The organism is Phaeacidiphilus oryzae TH49 (assembly GCF_000744815.1).
Lineage (GTDB): Bacteria > Actinomycetota > Actinomycetes > Streptomycetales > Streptomycetaceae > Phaeacidiphilus > Phaeacidiphilus oryzae.
The window spans coordinates 5,103,943-5,128,673 of sequence record NZ_JQMQ01000005.1 but is presented as its reverse complement, the minus strand read 5'-3'; the positions used below and the strand labels follow the sequence as shown (position 1 = coordinate 5,128,673).

Below are 24,731 nucleotides of genomic sequence, written 5' to 3'. Positions count from 1 at the left end.
GGTGCGGGCAGCTGCTCCGCTCTCCCTTCCTGCCGATGTCAGCTCAGGTGGCGGGGGCGGTGAGGCAGCTCGCGCTGACGCCGGGTGAGGGTTCCCGCGCCCTGCCCCACCCGGGTACCGATGCTCGGTGCGGTGGGGCGGGCGACGGGCCCGGCGGAGGGTTTCAGCGCGAGTCGCTGCCCGCGGTCTGTACGGCGGCCCGACCGGCTTCCAGCCGTGCCACCGGGATCCGGAACGGCGAGCAGGACACGTAGTCCAGGCCCACCTCGTGGAAGAAGTGCACCGAGTCGGGGTCGCCCCCGTGCTCGCCGCAGACGCCGAGCTTGAGGTCGGGCCTGGTCGCCCGGCCGGCCTCGACGGCCTGCTTGACCAGGGCGCCGACGCCGTCCCGGTCGATGGTCTCGAACGGGCTGACCCCGAAGATCCCCTTCTCCAGGTAGGCCGTGAAGAAGGAGGCCTCCACGTCGTCCCGGCTGAAGCCCCACACCGTCTGGGTGAGGTCGTTGGTGCCGAACGAGAAGAACTCGGCGGCCTCGGCGATCTGACCCGCCGTCACCGCGGCCCGCGGCAGCTCGATCATCGTGCCGAGCTTGATGTCCAGCTCGACGTTGTGCGTCCGCTCGACGTCGGCCAGCACCGTCTCCGCGTCGTCCCGGACGATCTCCAGCTCCTGGACGGTGCCGACCAGCGGGATCATGATCTCCGCCCGCGGGTCGCCGCCGGCCAGCTTCCGCTCGGCCGCCGCCTCCGCGATCGCCCGCACCTGCATGGAGAACAGGCCGGGGATGGCCAGCCCGAGCCGGACGCCGCGCAGCCCCAGCATCGGGTTCTGCTCGTGCAGCCGGTGGACGGCCTGCAGCAGGCGCAGGTCGTTCTCGTTCGGGTCCTTCCGCGCCTCGGCGAGCGCCACCCGGACGGACAGCTCGGTGATGTCCGGCAGGAACTCGTGCAGCGGCGGGTCGAGGAGGCGCACCGTCACCGGCAGCCCGTCCATCGCCTGGAAGAGCTCGACGAAGTCGCCCTTCTGCAGCGGCAGCAGGGTCTTCAGCGCCGTCTCCCGGTCCTTGTCGTTGTCGGCCAGGATCAGGTGCTCGACCTCCTTGCGCCGCTCCTCGCCGAGGAACATGTGCTCGGTGCGGCACAGGCCGATGCCCTGGGCGCCGTACCGGCGGGCGCGGTTGGCGTCCTCGCCGTTGTCCGCGTTGGCGCGTACCCGCAGGATCCGGCGCTCGTCGGCGTGCGCCATGATCCGGTGCACGGCCTTGACCAGGCCGCCCTGCTCGTCGGCGCCGGCGTGGAGGGTCCCCTCGAAGTACTCGACCACCGGCGAGGGCACGACCGGCACCTCGCCCACGTAGACCTTGCCGGTCGAGCCGTCGATCGAGATCAGGTCGCCCTCCTCGACGACCCGCCCGTCCGGCGTGGTGAAGCGCCGCTTCTTGGTGTCGACCTCCAGCTCCTCGGCACCGCAGACGCAGGTCTTGCCCATCCCGCGGGCCACCACGGCGGCGTGCGAGGTCTTGCCGCCGCGCGAGGTCAGGATGCCCTGGGCGGCGATCATGCCGTCCAGGTCGTCCGGGTTGGTCTCCCGGCGGACCAGGATCACCTTCTCGCCCGACCGCGACCACTTCACCGCGGTGTAGCTGTCGAAGACCGCCTTGCCGACCGCCGCGCCCGGCGAGGCCGCGATCCCCCAGGCCACGTACTCGGCCTTGGTGTTCTCGTCGAACCTCGGGAACATCAGCTGGGCGAGCTGCTGCCCGTTGACCCGGGTGAGCGCCTCGTCCAGGTCGATCAGGCCCTGGTCGACCAGCTGGACGGCGATCCGGAAGGCGGCCGCGGCGGTGCGCTTGCCGACCCGGGTCTGCAGCATCCAGAGCTTTCCGCGCTCGATGGTGAACTCGATGTCGCAGAGGTCGCGGTAGTGGTTCTCGAGGGTGGCCATGATGGCCATCAGCTCGTCGTAGGACTTCTTGTCCAGCTTCTCCAGATCGGCCAGCGGGACGGTGTTGCGGATGCCCGCCACCACGTCCTCGCCCTGGGCGTGCTGCAGGTAGTCGCCGTAGACGCCCTGGTGCCCGGTGGAGGGGTCGCGGGTGAAGGCGACGCCGGTGCCGGAGTCGGGGCCGAGGTTGCCGAAGACCATCGAGCAGACGTTGACGGCCGTGCCCAGGTCGTTCGGGATGCGCTCCTGGCGCCGGTAGAGGCGGGCGCGGTCACCGTTCCAGGAGTCGAAGACGGCGCGGATGGCCAGGTCCATCTGCTCCCGCGGGTCCTGCGGGAAGTCCCGGCCGGTGTCCTCGCGGACGATCCCCTTGAATGCCTTGACCAGCACCTTGAGGTCGCCGGCGTCGAGTTCCAGGTCGTTGCTGGTGCCCTTGCCCTGCTTGGCGGCCTCCAGCGCCTCCTCGAACCGGTCGCCGTCCACGCCCATCACGGTCTTGCCGAACATCTGGATGAGCCGGCGGTACGAGTCCCAGGCAAACCGCTCGTTCCCGGCCTGCGCGGCGAGGCCGCCGACCGAGGCGTCCGAGAGGCCGATGTTGAGAACGGTGTCCATCATCCCGGGCATCGAGAACTTGGCGCCCGAGCGCACCGAGACGAGGAGCGGGTCGTCGGCCTGGCCGAGCTTCTTGCCCATCTTCTGCTCCAGGGCGTCGAGGTGCGCACTCACCTCGTCGCGGAGCGAGGCCGGCTCGTCGCCCTTCTCCAGGTACGTCTTGCAGGCCTCGGTGGTGATGGTGAAGCCGGGAGGGACCGGCAGGCCGAGGTTGGTCATCTCGGCGAGGTTCGCGCCTTTACCGCCGAGGAGGTCCTTGAGGTCCTTGTTGCCCTCGGTGAAGTCGTAGACGAGTTTCTGCTTCGCCGCCACGGGTCGGTCTCCTGCCGCACGATTGCCCTGACGTGGATGAACATACCCAGATCCCAAGGCGCTTTCGCCTGCCTAACGGGCCTTCGAAGCGCCGAACGGCCCCTTGCGCGATCGATTGCATGCCTTCGAAGGAGAAACGCCTGTGATCCTGAAATCGTCGGTCTGACGCTACTATTCGTTCAACTCTTGAACGCATGAATGCACAAGATCAGACAAGCCCCAGGAGGGAACGCTTCGCTGGGTGACGGCCGCCACCGCGGTCTTGATTTTCTGGATACGGGGCGCGAGCAGCGCAAACGCGCTCGTTCGGGAAGCGATCCGCAGGCGCGCGGGGAGCGCGGAGCGGTCGGGGCGTGGGCCCCCGGCCGAATATGTGTCCAGCGTCACCCGGATGTCTCACTCGTTCTGCGTACGTATCCTCACGCAGCGTCGACGGCTGTCCACCTGACGGTGACATTCACGGGGCTGCCGCCCGCAGTTCCCCGCGCCCCTGGCTGCGCCCCGAAGGGGCAGCGAATCAGGGGCGCGGGGAACTGCGCGCGGCGGCAGGCCGGGTCCGCACGCTTCACTCCGCGTCGCGTGCCCGCAGCGTCGCGCCGCCGGCGGCCAGCGCGGCCAGCGCCCAGAGGGCGACGACGCCGATGCCGTGCCAGGGCGTGATCGGCTGGGCGGCCACGTCCCTGACGGTCTGGGCCGCCAGGCCTGAGGTCATCGGGCCGAGCCGCTCCAGGCGCCTGTGCCAGGCCGGATCCCCGACCACCCGCGCCACGATCGGAAAGAGGTAGAGCAGTCCCAGGACGAGGCCGGTCGCCGCCACCGAGTCCCGCACCGCGTAGGCCGCGCCGAGGCCGAGGAGGGCGACGAGGCACAGGTAGAGGACGGTGCAGACCGCGGCCCGCAGCAGCGCGGGGTCCGCGAGGGACGACAGCGCGCTCCCGTTCGCCGCGGTGAAGCCGCGCCCCGGCAGGATCAGCCAGCCGGCGGCCAGGCTCCCCGCGACCGCGAGCAGCGCCGCCGTCAGCACCGCCCCGCCGACGACCGCGGCCTTGGCGGCCAGACCGGTCAGCCGTCGCGGGACCGCCGCGAGCGAGGTGGCGATCATTCCGCTGCCGTACTCGGAGCCGATCGCCGTCACGGCCGCCACCACGACCAGCGCCTGACCCAGCATCACCCCGGTGAACGCGGTCCTGGCGGGGTCCGCCGCGCAGCCGGGACCGCCGCAGGAGGCGGCGAGATCGGCGACCACGCCCAGAGCGACGGTCAGCACGACCGCCGCCGCCGTCAGCGAGAGCGGTCCGGCCACGGTCCGCAGCTTGGTCCACTCGGCGTGGACCGCGCCCGCGCAGGCGCTCACACGTCCCTCCGGCGCAGGGCGTACCAGGCGAGCCCCGCCGCCAGGGCGGCGTACGCGGCGGTCACCGCGAGACCGGCCCAGGGCGCGAGCGGGTAGTAGCCGGCCGCGGGGGTGTAACCGGACGCCGCCTCGGCGTAGCCCGGGTACACCGCCAGGGTCTGCTGCACGGCGAAGCCGGCCGCCGGCGTCAGCCGCAGCAGCCACTCCGACGCCCCGGCCGGCAGCACCGAGGCGGTCGCGAGCACGTACGGCAGCACCACCAGCGCGATCACCGCCGCGACCGCCCCGGCGCCGCGCCGCAGCAGCGTCCCGGCCGCCACCGCGAACACCGCGACGAGCGCCAGCAGCACGGCCGTGCTCACGACCACCCTCGCCTCGGCCCCCGCCGACGCCGGCAGCACATAGCTGCCCTTGGCCGTGTTCATCGCCCTGACCAGCGGGACCGCGATCCCGGCGGACACCAGGCCGACCGCGAACCCCACCGCACCCACCACCGTGGACTTCGCGGCCAGCACGGCCCCGCGCCGCGGGGTGGCGCTGAAGGTGCTGCGGATCAGGCCGCGCCGGTACTCCGAGGTGATCGTCAGCACCGCTACCGCGACCACCGCGATCAAGCCGGCGAACACCCCGATCAGCGCGCTCTCCAGGGACTTGGCGTCGCCCACCGTGGCGGCCGTGCCCGGGGCGATGTCACCGGAGCCCTCCACCCGGTACTCCCCGCCGGAGCGGGTGTAGGTGTTCCGCACCAGCGCCGAGCCCGCCGGGCCGGCGTCCTGGCCGGTCGCGGGCGGCGCGGCGAAGCTGCCGCCGGTCCAGGCGCCGGCGAAGCCGACATGGTCGAAGGCGGCCACCGCGACGCTCGGCGAGCTGTCCACGCTGGTCCCGCCGAACTGGTGGGAGACCGAACCGTGGTCGGGCGAGGAGACGAGCATCCCGGCCTGCGCCCTCGACGGGATCCCCCGGACGGTCTTGCTGCCGACCGCGGTCCAGTGCGTCCCGTCGGCCGAGAGGTAGCCGGTGAAGGAGTCGCCGGTCCGGCTGAGCCGCAGCCACTGCGGGGAGGACGGCGAGACGGTGCTCCCGGTGCGGCGGCCGCCGAGCGCGGGCTCGGAGGAGCTGAAGTCCGACTCCATCCGCACGCCGTTCGCCCCGGTGACCACCACCGCCACGTACGGGGCGCCGGGTCTGGTGCTCGCCTTGACCACGATCCCGGCCCGCGCCCACGGTTCGAGCCGCTGCCGCATGTCCGCGAGGGACTCGGCCGGGGCCGCGTTCGCGCCCTGGTAGTAGCCGCGCATCGAGGTCAGGCGGACGGTGATGCCGCCGTCGCCGGTCACCGGCCGGTGGACGAAGGAGAAGGTGTCCGAGACCGGCTGCCCGTCCGGACCCAGCGCCGGCTGCGAAGCCCCGCAGGGGTGGCCGCCGCCTCCGCCGCCGCTCGACTCGCACTGCGAGCTGGTCCCCAGCGGACCGAGGAGGCCGATCAGCACGGTGATCAGCGCCGCGAGCGCCATCCCGGCCGTCCAGCCGCGCACCGTGCGGAACTTGGTCCACTCGGAGCGGACCAGGGCGGGGAGGCCGTCGCGTCCGGCGGCGGCGGTCGAGCGGTACGGCGCCACCGGTTCCGCGGTGTGCGTCTCCGCCGTCATCGGGTCGGCTCCTCGGCCGCGCGGAACTGGACGTCGTTCCGGGTCAGCTCCATATAGGCCTCCTCAAGGGTCGCGCGGTGCGCCGCCACCTGCGAGAACGGCACGTTCTGCCGGCTCAGGGCCTCGATCACCCGCTCGGGGGCGAGCCCGGCGACGGTCAGCGTGTCGGCGCCGGTGACGGCGACCGTGGCCCCGGCGCCGGTCAGCGCGGCCGTCGCGGCGGCCCGCTCGGCGGTGTGCAGCTCGACGCGGCCGCCGGAGGCCTCCGCGATCAGCTCCGCGACACCGGTGTCGGCCACCACCCGCCCGCGCCCGACCACCACCAAGTGCCCGGCGGTGTCCTGGAGTTCGCTCATCAGATGGCTGGAGACCAGCACCGCGCGCCCCTCGGCGGCCAGCGAGCGCAGAAAGCCGCGGATCCAGACGATCCCCTCCGGATCCAGGCCGTTGAAGGGCTCGTCGAGCATCAGGATCGGCGGGTCCCCGAGCAGCGCCGCCGCGATGCCCAGCCGCTGGCGCATTCCCAGCGAGTAGCCGCCGGCCCGGCGCCGGATCACCGACTCGAGACCGGAGGCGGCGACCACCTCGTCCACCCGCCGGGCGCCCAGCCCCTGCGAATGCGCCAGCCACAGCAGGTGGTTGCGGGCGCTGCGCCTCGGATGCAGCGCGGCCGCGTCCAGCAGCGATCCGATCGTGCCGAGCGGACGGCGGAGGGCCGCGTACGGTTTCCCGCCGACCAGTGCGCGGCCCTCGTCGACCGCGTCGAGGCCGAGGACGGCCCGCATGGTGGTGCTCTTCCCGGCCCCGTTGGGACCGACGAACCCGGTGACGGTGCCCGGGGTGACGGTGAAGGTCATCCCGTCCAGCGCCTGGGTCGGGCCGAACCGCTTGCGCAGGCCCTCGACTTCGATGGTGGCTTCCATGGCCGAGAGGCTAGGGACGGCCGGGGTCCCGGCACGTCCCGCCCAGCGGCTGTCTTCCGGATGGCTGGCACGGGGGACGACGGGCCCCGCATCCCCCGTGGGAGGGACATCCGTCTCCCGATTCACGGGGACGTTCGGCGTCGGTGCGCACGGAAGAATGAGGCCCGTGAAACGGAGGCCGATACCCGTCGCCGCGTGGACGCCGCTCCGCGTCGGCGTCCCGCTCGCCGGTGTCGCGGCGGCCGAGGCGGTCGCCCACGCGGCCGGCAGCGACGCGCCTCCGCAGCAGGCGACGGTCTACCTCCTGCTCGCGCTGGCGACGGCGCTGCCGCTCGCGGCCTCCGTTCCGCGCCCCCGCGCGGCCGCCGCCGCGGCGATCGCCTCGACCGCGGCGGCCGTGCTGTCGGCCGCCCTGTTCCACACCCTGACGGTCGCGGGCTGCTGCGCGCTGCTGGGCTGCCTGTACCGCGCCGGCGGCGGCTGGTGGGCCTGCTCGGTGCTGTCGGCTCCGTATCTGGTGCTGGTGCTGACCGGGCCGCGCCCGTCCGCCGGCGAGGCCGCGTTCCTGACCGCCGTGCTCGCGGGCCTCGCACCGGCGGCCGCCCTCTCCGGATTCGCGCGGCGGGCCCGGGACGAGGCCCGGGTCCACATCGCCGCGCGCGAGGCGGTGGCCGGAACGCTGGTCGAGCACACGGCGCGCGGCGAGCGCGCCCGGATCGCCCGCGAACTCCACGACGTCGTCGCCCACCACATCTCGATGCTGTCGGTGCAGGCCGAGACGGCCCGGCTGACCACGCCCGGGATGCCCGCCGCCGGGGCCCAGCGGCTGTCCGCGATCGGCGACACCGCGCGCGAGGCGCTGACCGAGATGCGCCGGCTGCTGGGCGTGCTGCGCGAGGACACCGGTCCGGCCGCCGCCGACCTGCGGCCGCAGCCGGGCGTGGCCCAGCTGCTCCCACTGGTCGACGAGTCGCGGGACACCTCGGGCGCCCCGGCCCGCCTGATCTTCCGCGGCCCGCCGGTCCCCCTCGACCCCGGCGTGGAGCTGGCCGCGTACCGGATCACCCAGGAGGCCCTCACCAACGCCCGGCGGCACGCGCCCGGCTCGGCCGTGGACGTCGAGGTCCACTACGGCGCCGACGGGCTGCGGCTGCGGATCCGCGACAACGGGCCGGGACCGGACCCGGGACGGGGACCGGGACGGGGCCCCGGACCGGCCCCGGCGGACCCGATCGCCGGCCACGGACTGCTCGGGATGCGGGAGCGGGCCGCGGCGGTCGGCGGCGAGCTGCGGGCCGGCGCCGCGCCGGGGACCGGGTTCCTGGTCGAGGCGCGGCTGCCGGTGAAGTCGGCCGAGTCACCGAAGGAGGCGGGCCGATGAGCGTCCCTGTACCGGACCGCGCTGCTCCGGACCGCGCCGTGCGGATCGTGGTGGCCGACGACCACGAGGTGGTGCGCGCGGGCTTCGCCGCCCTGCTCGACACCCAGCCGGACTTCACCGTCGCGGGGACCGCCCGCGACGGCGGCGAGGCGGTGGCGGTCTGCCGCGAACTCGCCCCGGACGTGGTGCTGATGGACATCCGGATGCCCGGGATGGACGGCATCGCCGCGACCCGCCTGCTGAGCGGGCCCGCGGCCGGACCCGAGGCGCCGCGGATCCTCGTCCTGACCACCTTCGATCTCGACGAGTACGTCTACGACGCGCTACGCGCCGGGGCCAGCGGCTTCCTCCTCAAGGACGTCACGGCGGAGCGGCTCTTCGACGCGGTGCGGGTGGTGGCCGCCGGCGACGCCCTGCTCGCGCCGTCCGTCACCCGCAGGCTGATCAGCGAGTTCGCCCGCACCCGGCCGGTGCCCGGCGGGCCGTCCGCACCGCCGCCCGCCCTCGACGCGCTGACGCCGCGGGAGACCCAGGTGCTGCGGCTGGTCGCAGAGGGGCTCTCCAACCCGGAGGTCGCGGCCCGCCTGGTGGTCACCGAGGAGACGGTGAAGACGCACGTCAGCCGGGTACTGGCGAAGCTCGGCCTGCGCGACCGCACCCAGGCGGTCGTCATCGCGTACGAGTCCGGGCTGGTGGTGCCCGGCAACCGCGGCGGCTGAGCCAGCGCAGCCCCGGTCAGCCCGGTCAGCCGCCGGAGGTGTCCAGCTCCGCGTCCGCGCCCGGGATCGCGCAGTCCCACGGGTCGTCCAGCCAGCCGTCCGGGAGGACCACGCGGTGCGCGCCGGAGGTGCGGCCGCGCGGGCCGTCCGCCGACTCCGGCCAGGACTGCTCCTGGTCCACCTGGGCCAGCAGCTCGCCCATCTCCGCGAGCGAGGAGGCCAGCGCCAGCCGGCTGCGCAGCTCGGAGCCGACCGAGAAGCCCTTGGTGTACCAGGCGACGTGCTTGCGGAAGTCGATGACGCCGCGCGCCTCGTCCCCGATCCACTCCCCCAGCAGCTCGGCGTGGCGCAGCATCACCCCGGCCACGTACCCGAAGTCCGGCCGCGCGTAGTCGACCTCTCCCTCGAAGACCGAGACCAGCTCCTTGAAGAGCCACGGCCGCCCCAGGCAGCCGCGCCCGACCACGACGCCGTCGCAGCCGGTCTCCCGGACCATCCGCACCGCGTCGTCCGCGGACCAGATGTCGCCGTTGCCCAGCACCGGGATCTCGGCCGGCACGGCCTCCCGCAGCCGCGCGATGGACTCCCAGTCCGCCTGTCCGCTGTAGTGCTGGATGGCGGTCCGCCCGTGGAGGGCGATCGCCGAGACGCCCTCCTCGGCGGCGATCCGCCCGGCGTCCAGGTAGGTCATGTGGTCGTCGTCGATGCCCTTGCGCATCTTGACGGTGACCGGCAGCTCGCCCGCGTTCCCGACCGCCTGCCGCAGCAGCTCCCGCATCAGGTTCCGCTTGTACGGCAGCGCCGAGCCGCCGCCCTTGCGGGTCACCTTCGGCACCGGGCAGCCGAAGTTGAGGTCGATGTGGTCGGCCAGGTCCTCGTCCACGATCATCCGGACGGCCTTGCCGACGATCACCGGGTCGACCCCGTACAGCTGGATCGAGCGGGGCTGCTCGCTCGGGTCGAAGCGGATCAGCCGCAGCGTCTTGGCGTCCCGCTCGACCAGCGCCCTGGTCGTGATCATCTCGGAGACGAAGAGCCCCTTGCCGCCGCTCTGCTCGCGGCACAGGGTGCGGAACGGCGCGTTGGTGATCCCCGCCATCGGCGCCAGCACCACCGGCGGCCAGATCCGCAGCTTCGCGCCGAGCCGCAGCGGTGCTACGGCCGGCGGCGCGGCGGACGGCGTGGCGGGGGCGGCGACGTCGGTCACGGTCATGTCGCGGCTTTCTGTACGGGGACGGCGGGGGCGCAGCCCCCATTCTCCCATCGCCGCCGCGTGAGCCCTAAGCCGCGCCCCGACCGCGCCGCTCCTCCACCGCGACCGCGTACTCCAGCAGGCGCTCCAGGCGCTGCGCGGTCTCCTCGTCCGTCGGCGAGTAGACGATCATCCGGGGGCCGTGCCGCGGGCCCAGCCAGAGGTTGGTGTAGTCGACGTGGAGCATGCCGACGTGCGGGTTCCGGATCCGCTTCACCCCGTTCGCCGCGTCCGCGACCTCATGCCGGTCCCAGGCCTCGGCGAACTCGGGCGAGGCCGCGCGCAGCCGCTTGACCAGCAGTTTCCAGGCCGGCTCCGTGACGTGGTCGGCCATCGCCGAGCGGAGTTTGGCGACCATCCCCTGGATCGCCGACTCCCAGTCCGGCAGGCACTCGCGCCAGGCGGGGTGGGTGAAGGCGAGCCAGACGTTGTTGCGGTCCTCGGGGGGCAGCCCCTCCAGGTCCACCAGGAGGTGGGCGTAGGTGCGGTTGTAGGCGAGGAGGTCGTAGCGGGAGTTGACCACCACGGCCGGATGCGGCTCCAGCTGGTCGAGCATCAGCCGCATCGGGTCGGTGACGGTGGAGCAGATCTTGCCCGGCATCGGGTCGCTCGCCCCGGCCAGCAGGAAGAGGTGCCCCCGCTCGTTGGGGTCCAGCCGGAGGGTGCGCGCCACGGCGTCCAGCACCTGCGCGGAGACCTGGATGTCCCGGCCCTGCTCCAGCCACGTGTACCAGGTGACCCCGACCGCGGCGAGCTGCGCGACCTCCTCGCGGCGGAGGCCGGGGGTGCGCCGGCGGCCGGTGGACGGCAGGCCGACCTGGTCGGGCGAGATCCGCTCGCGGCGGCTGCGCAGGAAGTCGGCCAGTTCGCGGCGGCGGGCGGCATCCGGATCGAGCCGGGTGGGGGCAGGGCTGAGGCTCGTCATGCCACCAGGATGCCTTCTTCCGCATCCTGTTGCCAGGTGGTCGTGGTACCTGGATAAACACTGTCTGGTACCAGGCTCAGAGCCATCGCAACCTGGTACCCGTGAGCACACCGCAGACATCCTCCGCTCCCCGCTCAAGGGCCGCCGTGCTGCCGAGCGTCACCCGCATCAGCCGTGCCGCGGCCCCCGACTCCCCGCACCCCCCGTCCCTCCTCAGCCCGATCGGGCTGCTCACCGTCCTCCTCGGCGCGTTCCTGCCGATGCTGGACTTCTTCATCGTGAACGTCGCACTGCCCACCATCGAGCGCGACCTGACCGCCGGGCCGGCCACCCTGGAGCTCTTCGTCGCCGGCTACGGGATCTCGTACGCCGTGCTGCTGGTGCTCGGCGGGCGGCTCGGCGACCGCTACGGGCGGCGCCGGCTCTTCATCACCGGTGCCCTCCTCTTCGCCCTGACCTCGCTGGCCTGCGGGGTCGCCCCGACCGCCGGGGCGCTGGTGGCCGCGCGGGCGGCCCAGGGCGCGGCGTCCGCGATGATGCTGCCGCAGGTCCTGGCCACCATCCAGTCCACCACCGAGGGCCACCGCCGCACCCGGGCGATGGGCATCTACGGCGCGGTCGGCGGCATCGCCACGGTGATCGGCCAGGTCCTGGGCGGTGTGCTGGTCACCGCGAACCTCTTCGGCACCGGCTGGCGGTTCATCTTCCTGGTGAACGTGCCGGTGGCGCTGGTCGCCTCGGTGCTCGCGGTGCGCAGTGTGCCGGAGACCCGCTCGGCGCACCCGGCCAGGACGGACGTGCCGGGCACCGCACTGCTGGCCTCGGCGCTGCTGGCGCTGCTGGTCCCGCTGATGGAGGGCCGCTCGCTGGGCTGGCCGTGGTGGAGCCGGCTGCTGCTGGGCGCGTTCCCCTTCCTGCTGGCCGGGTTCGTCGCGGTGGAGCGGCGGACCGAGCGGAACGGCGGAGTGCCGCTGGTGCCGATCTCCCTCCTCCAGGTGCGCGGGCTGCGGCTCGGGCTGACCACCGCGGTGCCGTTCTTCGCCGGATTCGGCGGCTTCATGATGGTGATCGCGGTCGCCCTCCAGGTCGGGATGCACGAGGGGCCGATCTCCGCGGGCCTCTCCATGGTGCCGATGGCCACCGGCTTCTTCCTCGCCTCGCTCTCCGGGCCGCGGCTGCTGCCGCGCTTCGGCACCAGGGTGATGACCTTCGGCGCGCTGCTGCAGGCCGTGGGGCTGGCGGTGCTGGCGGCGACGGTCTACGCCGACTGGTCGCACATCAGCCCGTACGCGCTGATCCCCGGGATGGCGATCACCGGGATCGGCCAGGGGCTGGTCATGCCGCCGCTGTTCCGGGTGGTGCTGGCGGACGTCCCGGCGGACCGGGCCGGTGTGGGCGGCGGCATCATGGCCACCACCCAGCAGTCCAGCCTGGCACTGGGCGTGGCCACCCTCGGCACCCTCTTCCTCGCACTGTCGCCGAGCCTGGGCACGCGGGACGCCCTCCCGCTGGTCCTGACGATCCAGCTGGCGATGACGCTGGTGGTGGCCGTGCTGACGACGCGGTTGCCGCGGGCGCTGAGCTGAGGCGGTTGAGGCGGTTCAGGCGGTTGAGGCGGTGGCCCGGCGCGGGGGATCGGGGAGCTGGGCGGGAGCCGCGGGTGCGCTCCCCCGGACCCGCACTCCCCTTCCCAGCTCTCAGCGGTAGGCGATCCCCACCGAGCCGGACGGGGCCGAGGCGTTGATCCGCAGGGGGGACGCCGGGTCGCGGAGCCCCTCCGGGGTGACGTCGAAGCCGCTCGCGGTGCCGGTGATGCGGTAGTGGGTGGCGGTGGGGACGGTGACGGCGACCGAGCCGGCGCCGGTGTACGCGTCCACCGCCAGCGGCGGCGCCGCGAAGTCCAGCGCCACGGAGCCGGACTGGGTCCGCGCCGTGACCCGGGACGAGGTCAGCCCGAGGCCGACGATCGTGCCCGACCGCACCCAGGCGCTCACCGGCCCGTGCACCCCGGAGAGGGCGATCTCCCCCGAATCGGCGGTCAGCCGCAGCGCCCCGCCGAGCCCGCTCGCCCGCAGACTGCCGGAGCCGCCCAGATAGGTGACCGGCGTGCCCGCCGGCACCGCGATGGCCAGCCGTACCGCGCACTGCCGGGCGAAGGGCCAGCGCCCCGCCGTCCGGCAGCGGGCCCGCACCGTCAGGGTGTCGCCGGACCAGGCCTGCTGCACGGTCGGCCGGCGGAGGGTCCAGTCGAGCACCTGATGGACCATCACCTCCCCCGCACCGCCGGGTGCGACCACCACGTCGGCCCCGCCGGAGTCGATCACCAGCGAGCCGATCGGCCGCTGGTAGCCGATGTCGGAGCTGGTGCCCTGCTGGACCAGCGAGCTCCAGATCCGCATCCCGCTCAGCCCCGCCACCACCGCCGCCACCAGCGCGGCCACCGCCAGCCACAGCGAACGATGAGGATGCGGCCGCGGACCCCGATGCGGTTCGGGAGACGGGCTCACGTCCCCTCCAGGAAGCGCAGCACGGCCAGCACCCGCCGGTGGGTGGCCTCGGCCGGCGGCAGGTCCAGTTTGCTGAAGATCGAGTTGATGTGCTTGGCCACCGCGCTGTCGCTGACCACCAGCAGCTCCGCGATGGCCGCGTTGGAGCGGCCCTCCGCCATCAGCCCCAGGACCTCCCGCTCGCGCGGGGTCAGCGCTTCGAGCGGGTCGCTGCTGTGGCGGCGCAGCAGCAGCTGGGCGACCACCTCCGGGTCGAGCGCGGTGCCGCCGCCGGCGACCCGCTGCAGCGCCTCCACGAACTCGTCGACGTCCGCCACCCGCTCCTTCAGCAGATAGCCGACCCCGCGGGTGTTGGCGGCCAGCAGGTCGGCGGCGTACCGCTCCTCCACGTACTGGGAGAGCAGCAGCACGCCGATCTGCGGCCACTGGCGGCGGATCACCAGCGCGGCCCGGACCCCCTCGTCGGTGAAGCCGGGCGGCATCCGGACATCCACCACGACCACATCCGGGCGGTGCTCCTCCACGGCCGCGAGCAGCCCCTCGGCGTCCCCGACCGCCGCCGCCACCTCGTACCCCACCGCCTCAAGCACCTTGACCAGTCCCACCCGCAGCAGGACCGAGTCCTCGGCGATCACAGCGCGCACGGCAGCTCCACGGTCACGGTGGTCGGGCCCCCGACGGGGCTGGAGAGGGAGAACCGGCCGTCCACCGAGGCGACCCGCTTGCGCAGGCCGGAGAGGCCGGAGCCGCCCCCGGCGAAGGAGCCGGCCCGCGGGCCCGCGTCCGGATCGGCCCCGCCGCGGCCGTCGTCCGAGACGGCGATCCGCAGCAGCCCGTTCCGGGCCGCCACCCAGATCTCCGCCCGGCTCGCCCCGGCGTGCTTGACCACGTTGGTCAGCGCCTCGGCGACCACGAAGTACGCAACCGCCTCGACGGTCGGCACCGGCCGCTCCGGCATGTCCACATGCAGCCGGACCGGCAGCGGGGCCCGGGCGGCGATCCCGGAGAGCGCCGCGTCCAGGCCCCGGTCCTCCAGGACGGCCGGGTGGAGACCCCGTACCACGTCCCGGAGTTCGGCGATGGCGGCCTGGGCCTCCTGCTGCGCCTCGGCGATCACCCGGAGCGCCTCCGGCGGGAGGTCCTTGAGGGTCCGGCGGGCCAGACCGAGGTTCATCGCCAGCGAGACCAGCCGCTGCTGGACCCCGTCGTGGAGGTCGCGCTCGATCCGGCGGCGCTCGGCGTCGGCCGCGTCCACCACCCCGGCGCGGGACTCCGCCAGGTCCTCGACCCGGCGCTCCAGCTGCTCGGCGAGGCTCGGCCCGAGGAGTGCGGCGGCCAGCCGGACGTCGGCGCGCACCACCCCCTCGGCGATCCACGGCGCCAGCCAGAGCAGCGCCAGACCGAGCGCGGTGAGGTAGGCGGCCTGGGTGGTATAGCCCCAGTCGGCCACCCGGTTCTGCGGCGGCAGCGCCCAGACCCACAGGTAGACGGTGGAGAACAGCAGCCCGACGGCGGAGCAGGCGAGCGAGGCGGCTCCGGCGGCGGCCAGCACGGGGGCGGCCAGCAGGTGGTACCCGGCCTGCCGCCGGGTGGTCTCCGCGCGCAGCCAGGCGTGCAGCCGGCGCGGGCCGTACGGCCCCGCGATCCGGGGCAGCACCGGGATCTCCAGGCCGAGGAGGGCGGCGAAGCGGCTCCGCTGAACCGCCGTCAGCGGCCGGATCGACAGCGCCACCAGGGGCGCCGTCAGCAGGAGCACCAGCCAGAAGCCGCCTCGGGCACCCAGCGCGACGGCCACCAGCAGGAAGGCCGGCAGGCCCATCGCCACCGCGGTCGCCGCGAAGGCCTGCCCCAGCAGGGCCTGGTGGGCCCAGGGGGCCCGCTCCCGCAGCAGGCGGTAGGCGCGGCGCAGGCCGGCGCCGCGCGGGGCGGCGGGCGCGCTCTGCGATGCGCCGGGGCCCGGGCCGGGGCCGGCGGCTGCGGATGCCATGGGCCAGAGCCTATGTGCCCTGGTCGGGCGGCGGCCATGAACTTCCGTTCCGGGTGGGGGTGGTGCTGGGTACACCCCGGATCCGGCTGCGGCCACTACCGACTTCACACAGGTCCGACGCGCAGAGTGGGAGACGGCCGACCAGGACCGTTTTTGGGGGGACCATGATGCCGATCACCGGTGACGCGCCGTGCGCCGTCGTCCACGAGCCGCCGGGCCTGCCGCTGCCGGGGTTCCAGGAGGCGACGGACGGGCCGTGGTCCGTCCGGTTCGGGCGCGGCGCGGGCGGGCGGCCGGCGCTCGAGGTGTACCGGGACGGGCTGCTGGTCGACGTGGTCGTCGCCGGGACCGCGCTGGACGCCCGGCCGCTGCGGGACGCGCAGGCGGTCCGGCGGGCCGGGCGCTGGTACGGGCTGGCGTGGGGGGTGGTCGCGGAAGGCGCGGGCGCGGGTGGGCCGGAGATCGCCTTCCTCGGGCGCAGGCCGCGGCGGGAGCTACCGTCTGCGACGGTGCCCGTGGGGGCGGCGTTCTGGTTGGCGACGACGACGGGGACGGTCCGGCCGACGGTGGTTCGCGGGCAGGGCGTCGCCCTCCGGGTCCGCAGGGCGCGCTGACCCTTCGGCCCGCGGCCCGCTGAGCCCGTAGGGCGAGCAAGGGGCGCGGGGTTCCTCGCGCCCCTTGCTCGCGCCTGCGGCGCCTGCCGCGTCAGCAGCCGAGCAGCTTGCCCGCCAGGTAGCCCTCGACCTGGTCGAGGGAGACGCGCTCCTGGCCCATCGAGTCGCGGTCGCGGACCGTCGCCGCGTTGTCCTCAAGGGTGTCGAAGTCGACCGTGACGCAGAACGGCGTGCCGATCTCGTCCTGGCGGCGGTAGCGCCGGCCGATCGCGCCGGCGTCGTCGAACTCGACGTTCCAGTGCTTGCGCAGGTCGGAGGCGAGACCGCGGGCCTTCGGGGAGAGCGCGGCGTTGCGGGACAGCGGCAGCACGGCGACCTTGACCGGCGCGAGCCGCGGGTCGAGGCGCATCACGGTGCGCTTCTCCATCACGCCCTTGGCGTTCGGCGCCTCGTCCTCGACGTACGCGTCCAGCATGAAGGCCAGCATCGCGCGGTTGACGCCGGCCGCCGGCTCGATCACATACGGGAACCAGCGCTCGCCGGACTCCTGGTCGAAGTACTTGAGGTCCTGGCCGGAGTGCTGGGCGTGCTGCGCCAGGTCGTAGTCGGTGCGGTTGGCGATGCCCTCCAGCTCACCGAACTCGCTGCCGCCGAACTGGAAGCGGTACTCGATGTCCACGGTCCGCTTCGCGTAGTGCGACAGCTTCTCCTTGGGGTGCTCGTAGAACCGCAGGTTCTCCTCGCGGACGCCGAGGCCGCGGTACCAGTTCATCCGCTCCTCGAGCCAGTACTCGTGCCACTTCTCGTCCTCGCCCGGCTTGACGAAGAACTCCATCTCCATCTGCTCGAACTCGCGGGTCCGGAAGATGAAGTTGCCGGGCGTGATCTCGTTGCGGAAGGACTTGCCGGTCTGCGCGATGCCGAACGGCGGCTTCTTCCGCGAGGTCTGCTGCACGGCGGCGAAGGAGATGAAGATGCCCTGCGCGGTCTCCGGGCGGAGGTACGCGAGACCCGCCGGATCATCCGCGTTGAACGCGCCCAGGTGGGTCTGCAGCATCCCGGAGAACTGCTTGGGCTCGGTGAAGCCGCCCTTGTTCCCGCAGTTGGGGCAGTTGATGTCGGCGAGGCCGTTGGCCGGCGGGCGGCCGTGCTTGGCCTCGTACGCCTCCTCCAGGTGGTCCGCGCGGAACCGCTTGTGGCAGGAGGTGCACTCGGTGAGCGGGTCGCTGAAGGTGGCGACGTGTCCGGAGGCCTCCCAGACCTCGCGGGCGAGGATCACCGAGGAGTCGATGCCCACGACGTCCTCGCGGCTGGTGACCATGGCGCGCCACCACTGCCGCTTGATGTTCTCCTTGAGCTCGACGCCCAGCGGCCCGTAGTCCCAGGCGGCGCGCTGGCCACCGTAGATCTCGCTGCTGGGGTAGACGAAGCCACGGCGCTTGCTCAGGCTGACGATCGTGTCGATCTTGTCGGCGGCCACAGTGCTCTCTTCAGTACGACGAAGCGGTCAGTGACGGGTGGGGTCGATCGGCGCGTCGCCCCGACCGAATACCTCAGGTTACCGGCCCCCGCCATGCCGGATTCAAATCGGTGGGCACTCTACGGGTACGACGGTGTGCCGCGCGCCCGCGGTGCGGCGCCGGTCGGCCCGCGGCGGGCCCGCGGCCGGCCCGCGGACGGGCTCCTCGCGCGGCCCTTCCGGTCGGCCCGGCCCCCGCTGGCACAATGGACGCCCAAGACGGCGACAGACGGGAGCATCCGCGGTGACCACGGCCAATCGGCAGTCGCCCTCCGACCGGCCGTCCGGTCGGCCGGGAGGCCGATCGACGAGGCAGCGTGCGGCGGTCCGCTCCGCGCTGGACGAGGTGAACGACTTCCGCAGCGCCCAGGAGCTCTACGACCTGCTCCGGCACCGGGGCGACGGGGTCGGCCTCACCACCGTCTACCGCACCCTCCAGGCGCTGGCGGACGCGGGCGAGATCGACGTGCTGCGCACCGACAACAACGAGGCGGTGTACCGGCGTTGCAGCCGGGGCCACCACCACCATCTGGTCTGCCGCGAGTGCGGCCGGACGGTCGAGGTCGAGGGCCCGGCCGTGGAGGAGTGGGCGGACGAGGTGGCCGCGGCGCACGGCTTCACCGAGCTCGCCCACACCCTGGAGATCTTCGGGACCTGCGCGGACTGCTCGCACTCCGCGCGGCCCGCGGGCTGAGCTCCGCGCCGGGGGCCCGCGCTGGGCGCTCAGGCCCGGGGGCTCAGCGCTGGGGCTGGGACGGCAGCTCGGCCGGCTCGCCCGCCCGCTGGGTCTCGTTGGGGACCGCCCCACCGAACCGCCGGTCCCGGGAGGCGTAGGCCTCGCAGGCCCGCCACAGGTCGCGGCGGTCGAAGTCCGGCCACAGCACGTCCTGGAAGACGAACTCGGCGTACGCCGACTGCCAGGCCAGGAAGTTGGAGGTGCGCTGCTCCCCGCTGGGCCGCAGGAACAGGTCCACGTCCGGCATGTCGGGGTGGTAGAGGTACTTGGCGAAGGTCTTCTCGTTGACCTTCTTCGGGTCCAGCCTGCCCTCCGCGACGTCCCGGGCGATCGCCGCGGCGGCGTCCGCGATCTCCGCCCGGCCGCCGTAGTTGACGCACATGTAGAGGGTCATCGCGTCGTTGTCCCTGGTCATCTCCTCGGCGACCTGGAGCTCCTGGACGACGCTCTTCCACAGCTTGGGCATCCGGCCGGCCCAGCGGACCCGGACGCCCATGGCGTCCATCTCGTCCCGGCGGCGGTGGATGACGTCCCGGTTGAAGTTCATCAGGAAGCGCACCTCGTCCGGGGAGCGCTTCCAGTTCTCGGTGGAGAAGGCGTACAGCGAGAGGTTCTTCACGCCGAGCTCGATGCAGCCCTTGAGGACGTCCAGCACCACGCCCTCGCCGACCTTGTGGCCCTCCGTGCGGGGCAGGCCGCGGTCCTTGGCCCAGCGCCCGTTGCCGTCCATCACGATGGCCACATGCCGCGGCACCAGCTCGCCCGGGATCTTGGGCGGCCGGGCGCCGCTCGGGTGCGGGCTCGGCGGCAGGTACTCGCGGCGGTTGCGGCGCCTCGACGACTGCGCCGGCTGGGCCGACGCCGCTGCTGCCTTGGACGACGTTCCGAACACCATCAGGTCTGGCTCTCCACGTATCTCAGCGAGCGGAGGCTCCGCTCCAGATGCCACTGCAGGTAGGCGGCGACCAGTCCGCTGCCCTCCCGGCAGTGGCGCGGCTCGCAGGCGTCGGCCGTCTCCCAGTCCCCGGACAGGAGCGCCCCCAGCAGCTCCAGTGTCTCAGGGGAGGGTACGGCACATCCGGGCACTCGGCAGTCCCCGCACAGGACGCCCCCGGTCTGCACCGAAAAGAAGCGGTTGGGTCCGGGAAGCCCGCATTTGGCGCAGGTGTCGAAGGAGGGGGCGTAGCCGTTCACCGCGAGGGAGCGGAGGAGGAAGGCGTCCAGCACCAGATGGGCGTCGTGGGCGCGGGCGGCGAGCGTGCGCAGGGCTCCGACCAGCAGCAGGTACTGCTGGACGGCGGGCTCGCCCTCGTTCTCGGTGAACCGCTCGGCGGTCTCCAGCATGGCCGTGCCGGCCGTGTAGGCGGGGTAGTCGGTGACGATCCGGCCGCCGTAGGGGGCGACCGTCTCGACCTGGGTGCAGAGCGGCAGGCTGCGGCCCGTCAGTTCACTCCCACGGGCGAAGAACTGGACGTCGACGTGGGAGAAGGGCTCCAGGCGGGCGCCGAACTTGGAGGAGGTCCGGCGAACGCCTCGGGCGACGGCGCGGACCCGCCCGTGCTGGCGGGTCAGCAGGGTGATGATCCGATCCGCTTCCCCCAGCTTCTGGGTGCGGAGCACCACGCCGTCATCCCGGTACAGACTCATACCCCCATTCTGCCGGTCCCGCCCCGGGTGAGGCGCCGAAGGCGGAAGGAGGGCCCGGGAACGGGGCGCGGGGTCTCCAGGACCCGGCAGCGGGCCCGCGCGCGGACCGCGCGCCGGGTGGCGCCGCGGAAGAGGGAGCGGCCGGCGGCTCCCCCGACGACCAGGAGATCCCCCGGGCGGGCGACCCGGACCAGCGCCTCCGCCGCGACCGGCGCCCGCAGCGACCAGGAGGTGACCTGAACGTCCGTCAGATACACCCACTCGTCCAGCAGGATCCGGTCCAGCCGCGCCTGCGCGCGGAACTCGATCTCCCGGTCGAGCTCCGGGCAGGGCGCCACCCGCGCCGCCGTCTCCCCGTTCGGCGGCCGCCAGGCCTGGACGACCAGCAGCGGCCGCCGCAGCCGCCGGGCCTCCTCCGCGGCCCTCCGCAGGGCGACCCGGCTGGCGGGGCTCCCGCTGACCCCGACCACGACCCGCTCCCGGCCCGGTGCCGCCTGCTCCCCCTGCGCCTCGCCGCGGGATCCGCGCGGTTCGCCGGTCCTCATCGGTCCACCGCCGAGTCCAGCTCGGCGCGGATGCGCTGCAGGTCGAGCGGGGAGAGGCCGGACCGGTCGGGGCCGCGCCCGTTCCTTCGGTGGTTGCGCTCCAGCGCGAGCGCCAGCAGGACCAGCAGGGCGATTGCGATCAGTGTGTCAGCCATGGCAGTAAGTCTTCTGCCCGCAACATTCCGCCACCAGTGGCAGCAGTGCCCTTGTCCCGCAAAATCCTGCCAAGTACAGTGGCGGACATGTTGCGTTCCGTGGCCGTACTGCTGGTGGACGGCACCGCGCCGTTCGAATTCGGCGTGGTGTGCGAGGTGTTCGGGCTGGACCGCACCGAGGACGGCGTGCCGGCGTTCGACTTCCGGGTCTGCGGCGAGCACCCCGGCAGGCCGCTGAGCACCCGGGTCGGCTGCGCCTTCGTCCCCGACCGGGGCCTGGACGAACTGGTCGACGCCGACCTGGTCTGCGTGCCGGCGGTCGGCACCGAGATCACCCGCTACCCCCCGGCCGCGATCGCCGCGCTGCGCGAGGCGTACGAGCGCGGGGCGATCATCCTCTCCGTGTGCAGCGGCGCCTTCCTGCTGGCCGAGGCCGGGCTGCTGGACGGCCGGCGCTGCACCACCCACTGGCGGCACACCGCGGCCCTCGCCGAGCGCTATCCACGCGCCGAGGTGGACCCCGGCGTCCTCTACGTGGACGAGGGGCGGCTGATCACCAGCGCCGGGACCGCCGCCGGCATCGACGCCTGCCTCCACCTGGTCCGCCGCGAGATGGGCAGCGAGGTGGCCAACCTGATCGCCCGCCGGATGGTCGTCCCGCCCCAACGGGACGGCGGCCAGCGGCAGTTCATCGACCTGCCGGTGCCGGAGACGCGGGCGGACGGGCTCCAGCCGCTGCTGGACTGGATGCTGGAGCATCTGGACCGGGAGCAGACGGTGGCCGGACTGGCCAAGCGGGCCCGGATGTCCGAGCGGACCTTCGCCCGCCGCTTCGCCGCCGAGACCGGCAGCACCCCGCTGCGCTGGCTGACCCAGCAGCGGGTGCTCCACGCGCGCCGCCTGCTGGAGGAGACCGCGCTGGACCTGGAGGAGGTGGCGAGGCTGTGCGGGCTGGGCTCGGGCGCGCTGCTGCGCCACCATTTCCGCCGTGCGATGGGCGTCACGCCGCAGGCCTACCGCCGGACGTTCGCGCCCCGGGCGGCGCCGGAGGGCGAGCTGGCGGCCGCGACGCCGTGACGGGCGGGCGGCGAGGCTCCCCGCGCCCCCGGTTCAGTGCTGATGCGGCATCCGCTCAGTGCTGATGCGGACTCCGCTCAGTGCTGATGCGGCATCCGCGCCGCCGCCTCCAGCGTGGAGTCGATCTGCTCGGCCGTCATCCGCAGGCAGCAGCCGACGGCGGTCAGGGTGTCCCGCTCGGACGGCCGGTACGGCCCGTCCGCCAGGGCGATCCAGGCGCCCTGCAGCAGCAGCCGCTCCAGCCCCTGCGGGGCGAGATGCGGGGCCAGCGGCTCCAGCGTCGCGTGCAGCTCGACGGCGAGCTCGCTGCCGCAGCCGCTGAACCGGTCCGGCCCGGGCCCGGCCGCGCCGGCCGCCTCCACGCCGGCGTCCGCGGCGTCCGGCGCCCCGGCGGACTCGCCCAGTCCGCCCAGCGCGGCGAGCGCGGCCAGCACCTGCGCCTCGCCGTGGTCCTCGAAGCCGGCCTCGCGTACCACCTGGCAGGCCGCCTCCCGGGCCGCCCGGGCGGTCGTCCCGCCGGCCGCCAGCACGGCCAGCGCGACGGTGTACTGCGCGTCCCGCAGGAGGGTGGTGAGCCGGGCGCTGGTGGGCCGCTCCAGGGCCTCCAGCGGGTAGCGCCGGCGGCAGGTCATGCACTGCACGCACTCGTCCAGGGTGCGCAGCGGCAGCAGCGGCGCCCCGACCAGTCGCAGCCAGCGGCGGCCGTGCTGGCGGCGGTGGCGGCGGTCGCCTCCGCAGCCGGGGCAGAAGAACTCGCCGAGTGAATCCGTGCGCCAGCGGGCGCGTACCCCGACGAGATGCGTCACGGCGCTCTACCCCCTGCGGTGTGCCGACCGGCCTGCTTCGTATCGACCGATGCTGCCATGAGAGTGACGCGCTGTCAGCACTTCCTGCGAGATGAGTAACCGTTTCTGTGAACTGCCGTGCCGGAAGGCGGAGTTCGGAGCACCAGCACCGCTCCGCCCGCCGGCCCGGACGGTTCGTCAGCCGCGCTTCTCGGCCCGGTTCACCGCGCTGATCGCGGCCTTCAGGGAGGCCCGGACGATGTTGTTGTCCACGCCGACGCCCCAGACGACCTTCTCGCCCACCGCGCACTCGACGTACGCCGCCGCCTGCGCGGCCGCGCCCTGCGAGCGGGTGTGCTCGACGTAGTCCAGCAGCCGGACGTCGACCCCGACCGCGCCCAGCGCGTCGAAGAAGGCGTCGATCGGGCCGTTGCCCGCGCCCTTGAGCACGGTGTCCTCGCCGTCCACCACGGCGTCCACGACCAGCTCGTCCCGGCCGTCGGTGGTGGTCGAGGACTGGTGGGAGCGCAGCCGGATCCGGCCCCAGGCGGACTCGGTCGGCAGATACTCGTCCTCGAAGATCGACCAGATCTCGGCCGGCGTGACCTCGCCGCCCTCGGTGTCCGTCTTGGTCTGGATGATCTTCGAGAACTCGACCTGCATCCGACGCGGCAGGTCCAGCTGGTGCTCGGACTTCAGCACGTACGAGATGCCGCCCTTGCCGGACTGCGAGTTGACCCGGATGACCGCCTCGTAGCTGCGGCCGACGTCCTTCGGGTCGATCGGCAGGTACGGCACGCCCCAGGTCTGCTGCCCGACCGGCACGCCCGCCGCCTCGGCGTCCTTCTCCAGCGCCTCGAAGCCCTTCTTGATGGCGTCCTGGTGGGAGCCGGAGAAGGAGGTGTAGACCAGGTCCCCGACGTACGGGTGGCGCTCCGGGACGGTCATCTGGTTGCAGTACTCGTACACCCGGCGGATCTCGTCGATGTCCGAGAAGTCGACCATCGGGTCGACGCCCTGCGAGAAGAGGTTCATCCCGACGGTGACGATGTCCAGGTTGCCGGTCCGCTCGCCCTGGCCGAACAGGCAGCCCTCGACCCGGTCGGCGCCGGCCATGATGGCCAGCTCGGCCGAGGCCACGCCGGTCCCCCGGTCGTTGTGGGGGTGGCTGGACAGCGCGATGAACTCGCGGCGGGACAGGTTCCGGGACATCCACTCGATCTGGTCGGCGTAGACGTTCGGGGTGCAGCGCTCGACGGTGGTCGGCAGGTTGAGGATGATCTCGCGGCCCTCCTCGGGCTGCCAGACGTCCATCACCGCCTCGCAGACCTCCAGGGCGAAGTCCAGCTCGGTGTCGACGAAGATCTCCGGCGAGTACTGGTAGCCGAAGACCGTGTCCTCGCCCAGCAGCTGCTCGGCGTACTTCATCACATGGCCGGTGCCGTCCACGGCGATCTGCCGGACCTCGTCCCGGGAGGCCCGGAAGACCACCCGGCGGAACAGCGGCGCCGTCGCGTTGTACATGTGGACGGTCGCCCGCGGGGCGCCCACCAGGGACTCCACGGTGCGCTCGATCAGGTCCTCGCGGGCCTGGGTCAGCACCGAGATGGTGACGTCCTCCGGGATCGCGCCCTCCTCGATGATGGAGCGCACGAAGTCGAAGTCGGTCTGGCCGGAGGACGGGAACCCTACCTCGATCTCCTTGTAGCCCAGGCGTACCAGCAGGTCGAACATGGCGCGCTTGCGGGCCGGGGACATCGGGTCGATCAGCGCCTGGTTGCCGTCCCGCAGGTCGGTGGAGAGCCAGCGCGGCGCCTTGGTGATGACCTTGCCCGGCCAGGTGCGGTCCGGCAGGTCGACGGTCCCGAAGGGCTTGTAGCGCTGGAACGGCATGCCCGAGGGCTTCTGCTGGACGGTGGCGGCGGTGATCGGGGTCTGACGCTTCATCAGAGGTGTTCTCCCTGGCTGTGGGCCCTTGGTGGTCGGCTTCTGCGGAGTTCTCACGCAGCACCACAACACCCGCGGCGAGGGAGCCGGCCTCTTCTACAGGCCCCCGCCGCGGCAGCTAAGAAGAAGCAGCCCGT

Annotated in this window: 22 protein-coding genes; 6 read left to right on the top strand and 16 right to left on the bottom strand. The window is 73.4% G+C overall.

What is annotated here, in order from left to right:
* Positions 1–163: 163 nt before the first annotated feature.
* The 4 genes from ppdK to BS73_RS26350 form a co-directional block, all read right to left on the bottom strand.
* On the bottom strand, positions 164–2,872 hold the full coding sequence (gene ppdK / locus BS73_RS26365; protein ID WP_037576585.1) for a pyruvate, phosphate dikinase: 2,709 nt from the start codon (positions 2,870–2,872) through the stop codon (positions 164–166).
* 565 nt (positions 2,873–3,437) lie between these two features.
* Positions 3,438–4,226, bottom strand: a complete 789-nt coding sequence (locus tag BS73_RS26360; RefSeq protein ID WP_037576583.1) for an ABC transporter permease — start codon at positions 4,224–4,226, stop codon at positions 3,438–3,440.
* Entirely contained in the window at positions 4,223–5,875 is a 1,653-nt protein-coding gene (locus BS73_RS26355; protein WP_051940686.1) for an ABC transporter permease subunit, read from the bottom strand. The genes BS73_RS26360 and BS73_RS26355 overlap by 4 nt, the downstream gene beginning before the upstream one ends.
* Positions 5,872–6,798: an ATP-binding cassette domain-containing protein gene (locus BS73_RS26350; protein WP_037576581.1), complete on the bottom strand. Its 927-nt coding sequence runs from the start codon at positions 6,796–6,798 to the stop codon at positions 5,872–5,874. The genes BS73_RS26355 and BS73_RS26350 overlap by 4 nt, the downstream gene beginning before the upstream one ends.
* Before the next feature lie 157 nt (positions 6,799–6,955).
* On the opposite strand from BS73_RS26350, the gene BS73_RS26345 reads away from it, so the two are divergent.
* Positions 6,956–8,179 carry a sensor histidine kinase gene (locus BS73_RS26345; RefSeq protein ID WP_051940683.1) on the top strand — a complete coding sequence of 408 codons (1,224 nt, stop codon included), beginning with the start codon at positions 6,956–6,958 and terminating at the stop codon, positions 8,177–8,179.
* Positions 8,176–8,898 carry a response regulator gene (locus BS73_RS26340; RefSeq protein WP_051940680.1) on the top strand — a complete coding sequence of 241 codons (723 nt, stop codon included), beginning with the start codon at positions 8,176–8,178 and terminating at the stop codon, positions 8,896–8,898. The genes BS73_RS26345 and BS73_RS26340 overlap by 4 nt, the downstream gene beginning before the upstream one ends.
* A 25-nt stretch (positions 8,899–8,923) precedes the next feature.
* Here the strand turns inward: BS73_RS26340 and dusB are convergent, their stop codons facing one another.
* Together dusB and BS73_RS26330 are read right to left on the bottom strand one after the other, a co-directional pair.
* Positions 8,924–10,111, bottom strand: a complete 1,188-nt coding sequence (gene dusB / locus BS73_RS26335; protein WP_051940678.1) for a tRNA dihydrouridine synthase DusB — start codon at positions 10,109–10,111, stop codon at positions 8,924–8,926.
* A 67-nt stretch (positions 10,112–10,178) separates the two neighbouring features.
* Positions 10,179–11,075, bottom strand: coding sequence for a helix-turn-helix transcriptional regulator (locus BS73_RS26330; protein WP_051940675.1), 897 nt, complete (start codon positions 11,073–11,075; stop codon positions 10,179–10,181).
* A 101-nt stretch (positions 11,076–11,176) separates the two neighbouring features.
* Between BS73_RS26330 and BS73_RS26325 the strand changes: the two genes are divergently transcribed.
* Positions 11,177–12,661, top strand: a complete 1,485-nt coding sequence (locus tag BS73_RS26325) for an MFS transporter (RefSeq protein WP_235215531.1) — start codon at positions 11,177–11,179, stop codon at positions 12,659–12,661.
* Positions 12,662–12,772: 111 nt separating this feature from the next.
* Here BS73_RS26325 and BS73_RS26320 read toward each other — a convergent pair whose 3' ends face one another.
* From BS73_RS26320 to BS73_RS26310, 3 genes are read right to left on the bottom strand one after another with little or no spacing between them, the layout of a single operon-like run.
* Complete coding sequence (locus BS73_RS26320) at positions 12,773–13,582, bottom strand: DUF4097 family beta strand repeat-containing protein (protein WP_152617725.1); 810 nt, start codon at positions 13,580–13,582, stop codon at positions 12,773–12,775.
* Positions 13,579–14,226 (bottom strand): response regulator, encoded by a 648-nt coding sequence (locus BS73_RS26315; protein WP_037576573.1) that lies wholly within the window; start codon positions 14,224–14,226, stop codon positions 13,579–13,581. Before BS73_RS26315 ends, BS73_RS26320 begins: the two co-directional genes overlap by 4 nt.
* Positions 14,214–15,569 carry a sensor histidine kinase gene (locus tag BS73_RS26310; protein ID WP_084704373.1) on the bottom strand — a complete coding sequence of 452 codons (1,356 nt, stop codon included), beginning with the start codon at positions 15,567–15,569 and terminating at the stop codon, positions 14,214–14,216. Before BS73_RS26310 ends, BS73_RS26315 begins: the two co-directional genes overlap by 13 nt.
* Positions 15,570–15,736: 167 nt before the next feature.
* Between BS73_RS26310 and BS73_RS26305 the strand changes: the two genes are divergently transcribed.
* Positions 15,737–16,183 carry a hypothetical protein gene (locus tag BS73_RS26305; protein WP_152617724.1) on the top strand — a complete coding sequence of 149 codons (447 nt, stop codon included), beginning with the start codon at positions 15,737–15,739 and terminating at the stop codon, positions 16,181–16,183.
* Positions 16,184–16,274: 91 nt separating this feature from the next.
* Here the strand turns inward: BS73_RS26305 and BS73_RS26300 are convergent, their stop codons facing one another.
* Positions 16,275–17,663, bottom strand: coding sequence for a glycine--tRNA ligase (locus BS73_RS26300; protein ID WP_037576568.1), 1,389 nt, complete (start codon positions 17,661–17,663; stop codon positions 16,275–16,277).
* A 283-nt stretch (positions 17,664–17,946) separates the two neighbouring features.
* Between BS73_RS26300 and BS73_RS26295 the strand changes: the two genes are divergently transcribed.
* Positions 17,947–18,396 (top strand): Fur family transcriptional regulator, encoded by a 450-nt coding sequence (locus tag BS73_RS26295; RefSeq protein WP_037576565.1) that lies wholly within the window; start codon positions 17,947–17,949, stop codon positions 18,394–18,396.
* A 43-nt stretch (positions 18,397–18,439) separates the two neighbouring features.
* Here the strand turns inward: BS73_RS26295 and BS73_RS26290 are convergent, their stop codons facing one another.
* The 4 genes from BS73_RS26290 to BS73_RS38365 are packed head-to-tail and all read right to left on the bottom strand — an operon-like array spanning position 18,440 to position 20,785.
* On the bottom strand, positions 18,440–19,333 hold the full coding sequence (locus tag BS73_RS26290) for an isoprenyl transferase (RefSeq protein ID WP_051940672.1): 894 nt from the start codon (positions 19,331–19,333) through the stop codon (positions 18,440–18,442).
* Entirely contained in the window at positions 19,333–20,085 is a 753-nt protein-coding gene (recO, locus tag BS73_RS26285; protein ID WP_037576562.1) for a DNA repair protein RecO, read from the bottom strand. Before recO ends, BS73_RS26290 begins: the two co-directional genes overlap by 1 nt.
* Positions 20,082–20,630: a universal stress protein gene (locus BS73_RS35090; protein ID WP_051940668.1), complete on the bottom strand. Its 549-nt coding sequence runs from the start codon at positions 20,628–20,630 to the stop codon at positions 20,082–20,084. The genes recO and BS73_RS35090 overlap by 4 nt, the downstream gene beginning before the upstream one ends.
* On the bottom strand, positions 20,627–20,785 hold the full coding sequence (locus BS73_RS38365) for a hypothetical protein (RefSeq protein ID WP_161789706.1): 159 nt from the start codon (positions 20,783–20,785) through the stop codon (positions 20,627–20,629). Before BS73_RS38365 ends, BS73_RS35090 begins: the two co-directional genes overlap by 4 nt.
* Before the next feature lie 87 nt (positions 20,786–20,872).
* On the opposite strand from BS73_RS38365, the gene BS73_RS26275 reads away from it, so the two are divergent.
* Entirely contained in the window at positions 20,873–21,862 is a 990-nt protein-coding gene (locus tag BS73_RS26275; RefSeq protein ID WP_037576560.1) for a helix-turn-helix domain-containing protein, read from the top strand.
* A gap of 77 nt (positions 21,863–21,939) precedes the next feature.
* On the opposite strand, the gene BS73_RS26270 is transcribed toward BS73_RS26275, so the two are convergent.
* Entirely contained in the window at positions 21,940–22,668 is a 729-nt protein-coding gene (locus tag BS73_RS26270; protein ID WP_037576557.1) for a hypothetical protein, read from the bottom strand.
* Positions 22,669–22,845: 177 nt separating this feature from the next.
* On the bottom strand, positions 22,846–24,594 hold the full coding sequence (gene leuA, locus BS73_RS26265; RefSeq protein WP_037576554.1) for a 2-isopropylmalate synthase: 1,749 nt from the start codon (positions 24,592–24,594) through the stop codon (positions 22,846–22,848).
* Between the last annotated feature and the right edge of the window lie 137 nt (positions 24,595–24,731).

Excerpts from the sequence above, each read along its gene's own strand:
- BS73_RS26355 (WP_051940686.1), bottom strand. The coding sequence starts at position 5,875 with ATGACGGCGGAGACGCACACCGCGGAACCGGTGGCGCCGTACCGCTCG.
- BS73_RS26350 (WP_037576581.1), bottom strand. The coding sequence starts at position 6,798 with ATGGAAGCCACCATCGAAGTCGAGGGCCTGCGCAAGCGGTTCGGCCCG.
- BS73_RS26345 (WP_051940683.1), top strand. The coding sequence starts at position 6,956 with ATGAGGCCCGTGAAACGGAGGCCGATACCCGTCGCCGCGTGGACGCCG.
- BS73_RS26340 (WP_051940680.1), top strand. The coding sequence starts at position 8,176 with ATGAGCGTCCCTGTACCGGACCGCGCTGCTCCGGACCGCGCCGTGCGG.
- dusB (WP_051940678.1), bottom strand. The coding sequence starts at position 10,111 with ATGACCGTGACCGACGTCGCCGCCCCCGCCACGCCGTCCGCCGCGCCG.
- BS73_RS26330 (WP_051940675.1), bottom strand. The coding sequence starts at position 11,075 with ATGACGAGCCTCAGCCCTGCCCCCACCCGGCTCGATCCGGATGCCGCC.
- BS73_RS26310 (WP_084704373.1), bottom strand. The coding sequence starts at position 15,569 with ATGGCATCCGCAGCCGCCGGCCCCGGCCCGGGCCCCGGCGCATCGCAG.
- BS73_RS26305 (WP_152617724.1), top strand. The coding sequence starts at position 15,737 with ATGCCGATCACCGGTGACGCGCCGTGCGCCGTCGTCCACGAGCCGCCG.
- BS73_RS26290 (WP_051940672.1), bottom strand. The coding sequence starts at position 19,333 with ATGGTGTTCGGAACGTCGTCCAAGGCAGCAGCGGCGTCGGCCCAGCCG.
- recO (WP_037576562.1), bottom strand. The coding sequence starts at position 20,085 with ATGAGTCTGTACCGGGATGACGGCGTGGTGCTCCGCACCCAGAAGCTG.
- BS73_RS35090 (WP_051940668.1), bottom strand. The coding sequence starts at position 20,630 with ATGAGGACCGGCGAACCGCGCGGATCCCGCGGCGAGGCGCAGGGGGAG.
- BS73_RS38365 (WP_161789706.1), bottom strand. The coding sequence starts at position 20,785 with ATGGCTGACACACTGATCGCAATCGCCCTGCTGGTCCTGCTGGCGCTC.
- BS73_RS26275 (WP_037576560.1), top strand. The coding sequence starts at position 20,873 with ATGTTGCGTTCCGTGGCCGTACTGCTGGTGGACGGCACCGCGCCGTTC.
- leuA (WP_037576554.1), bottom strand. The coding sequence starts at position 24,594 with ATGAAGCGTCAGACCCCGATCACCGCCGCCACCGTCCAGCAGAAGCCC.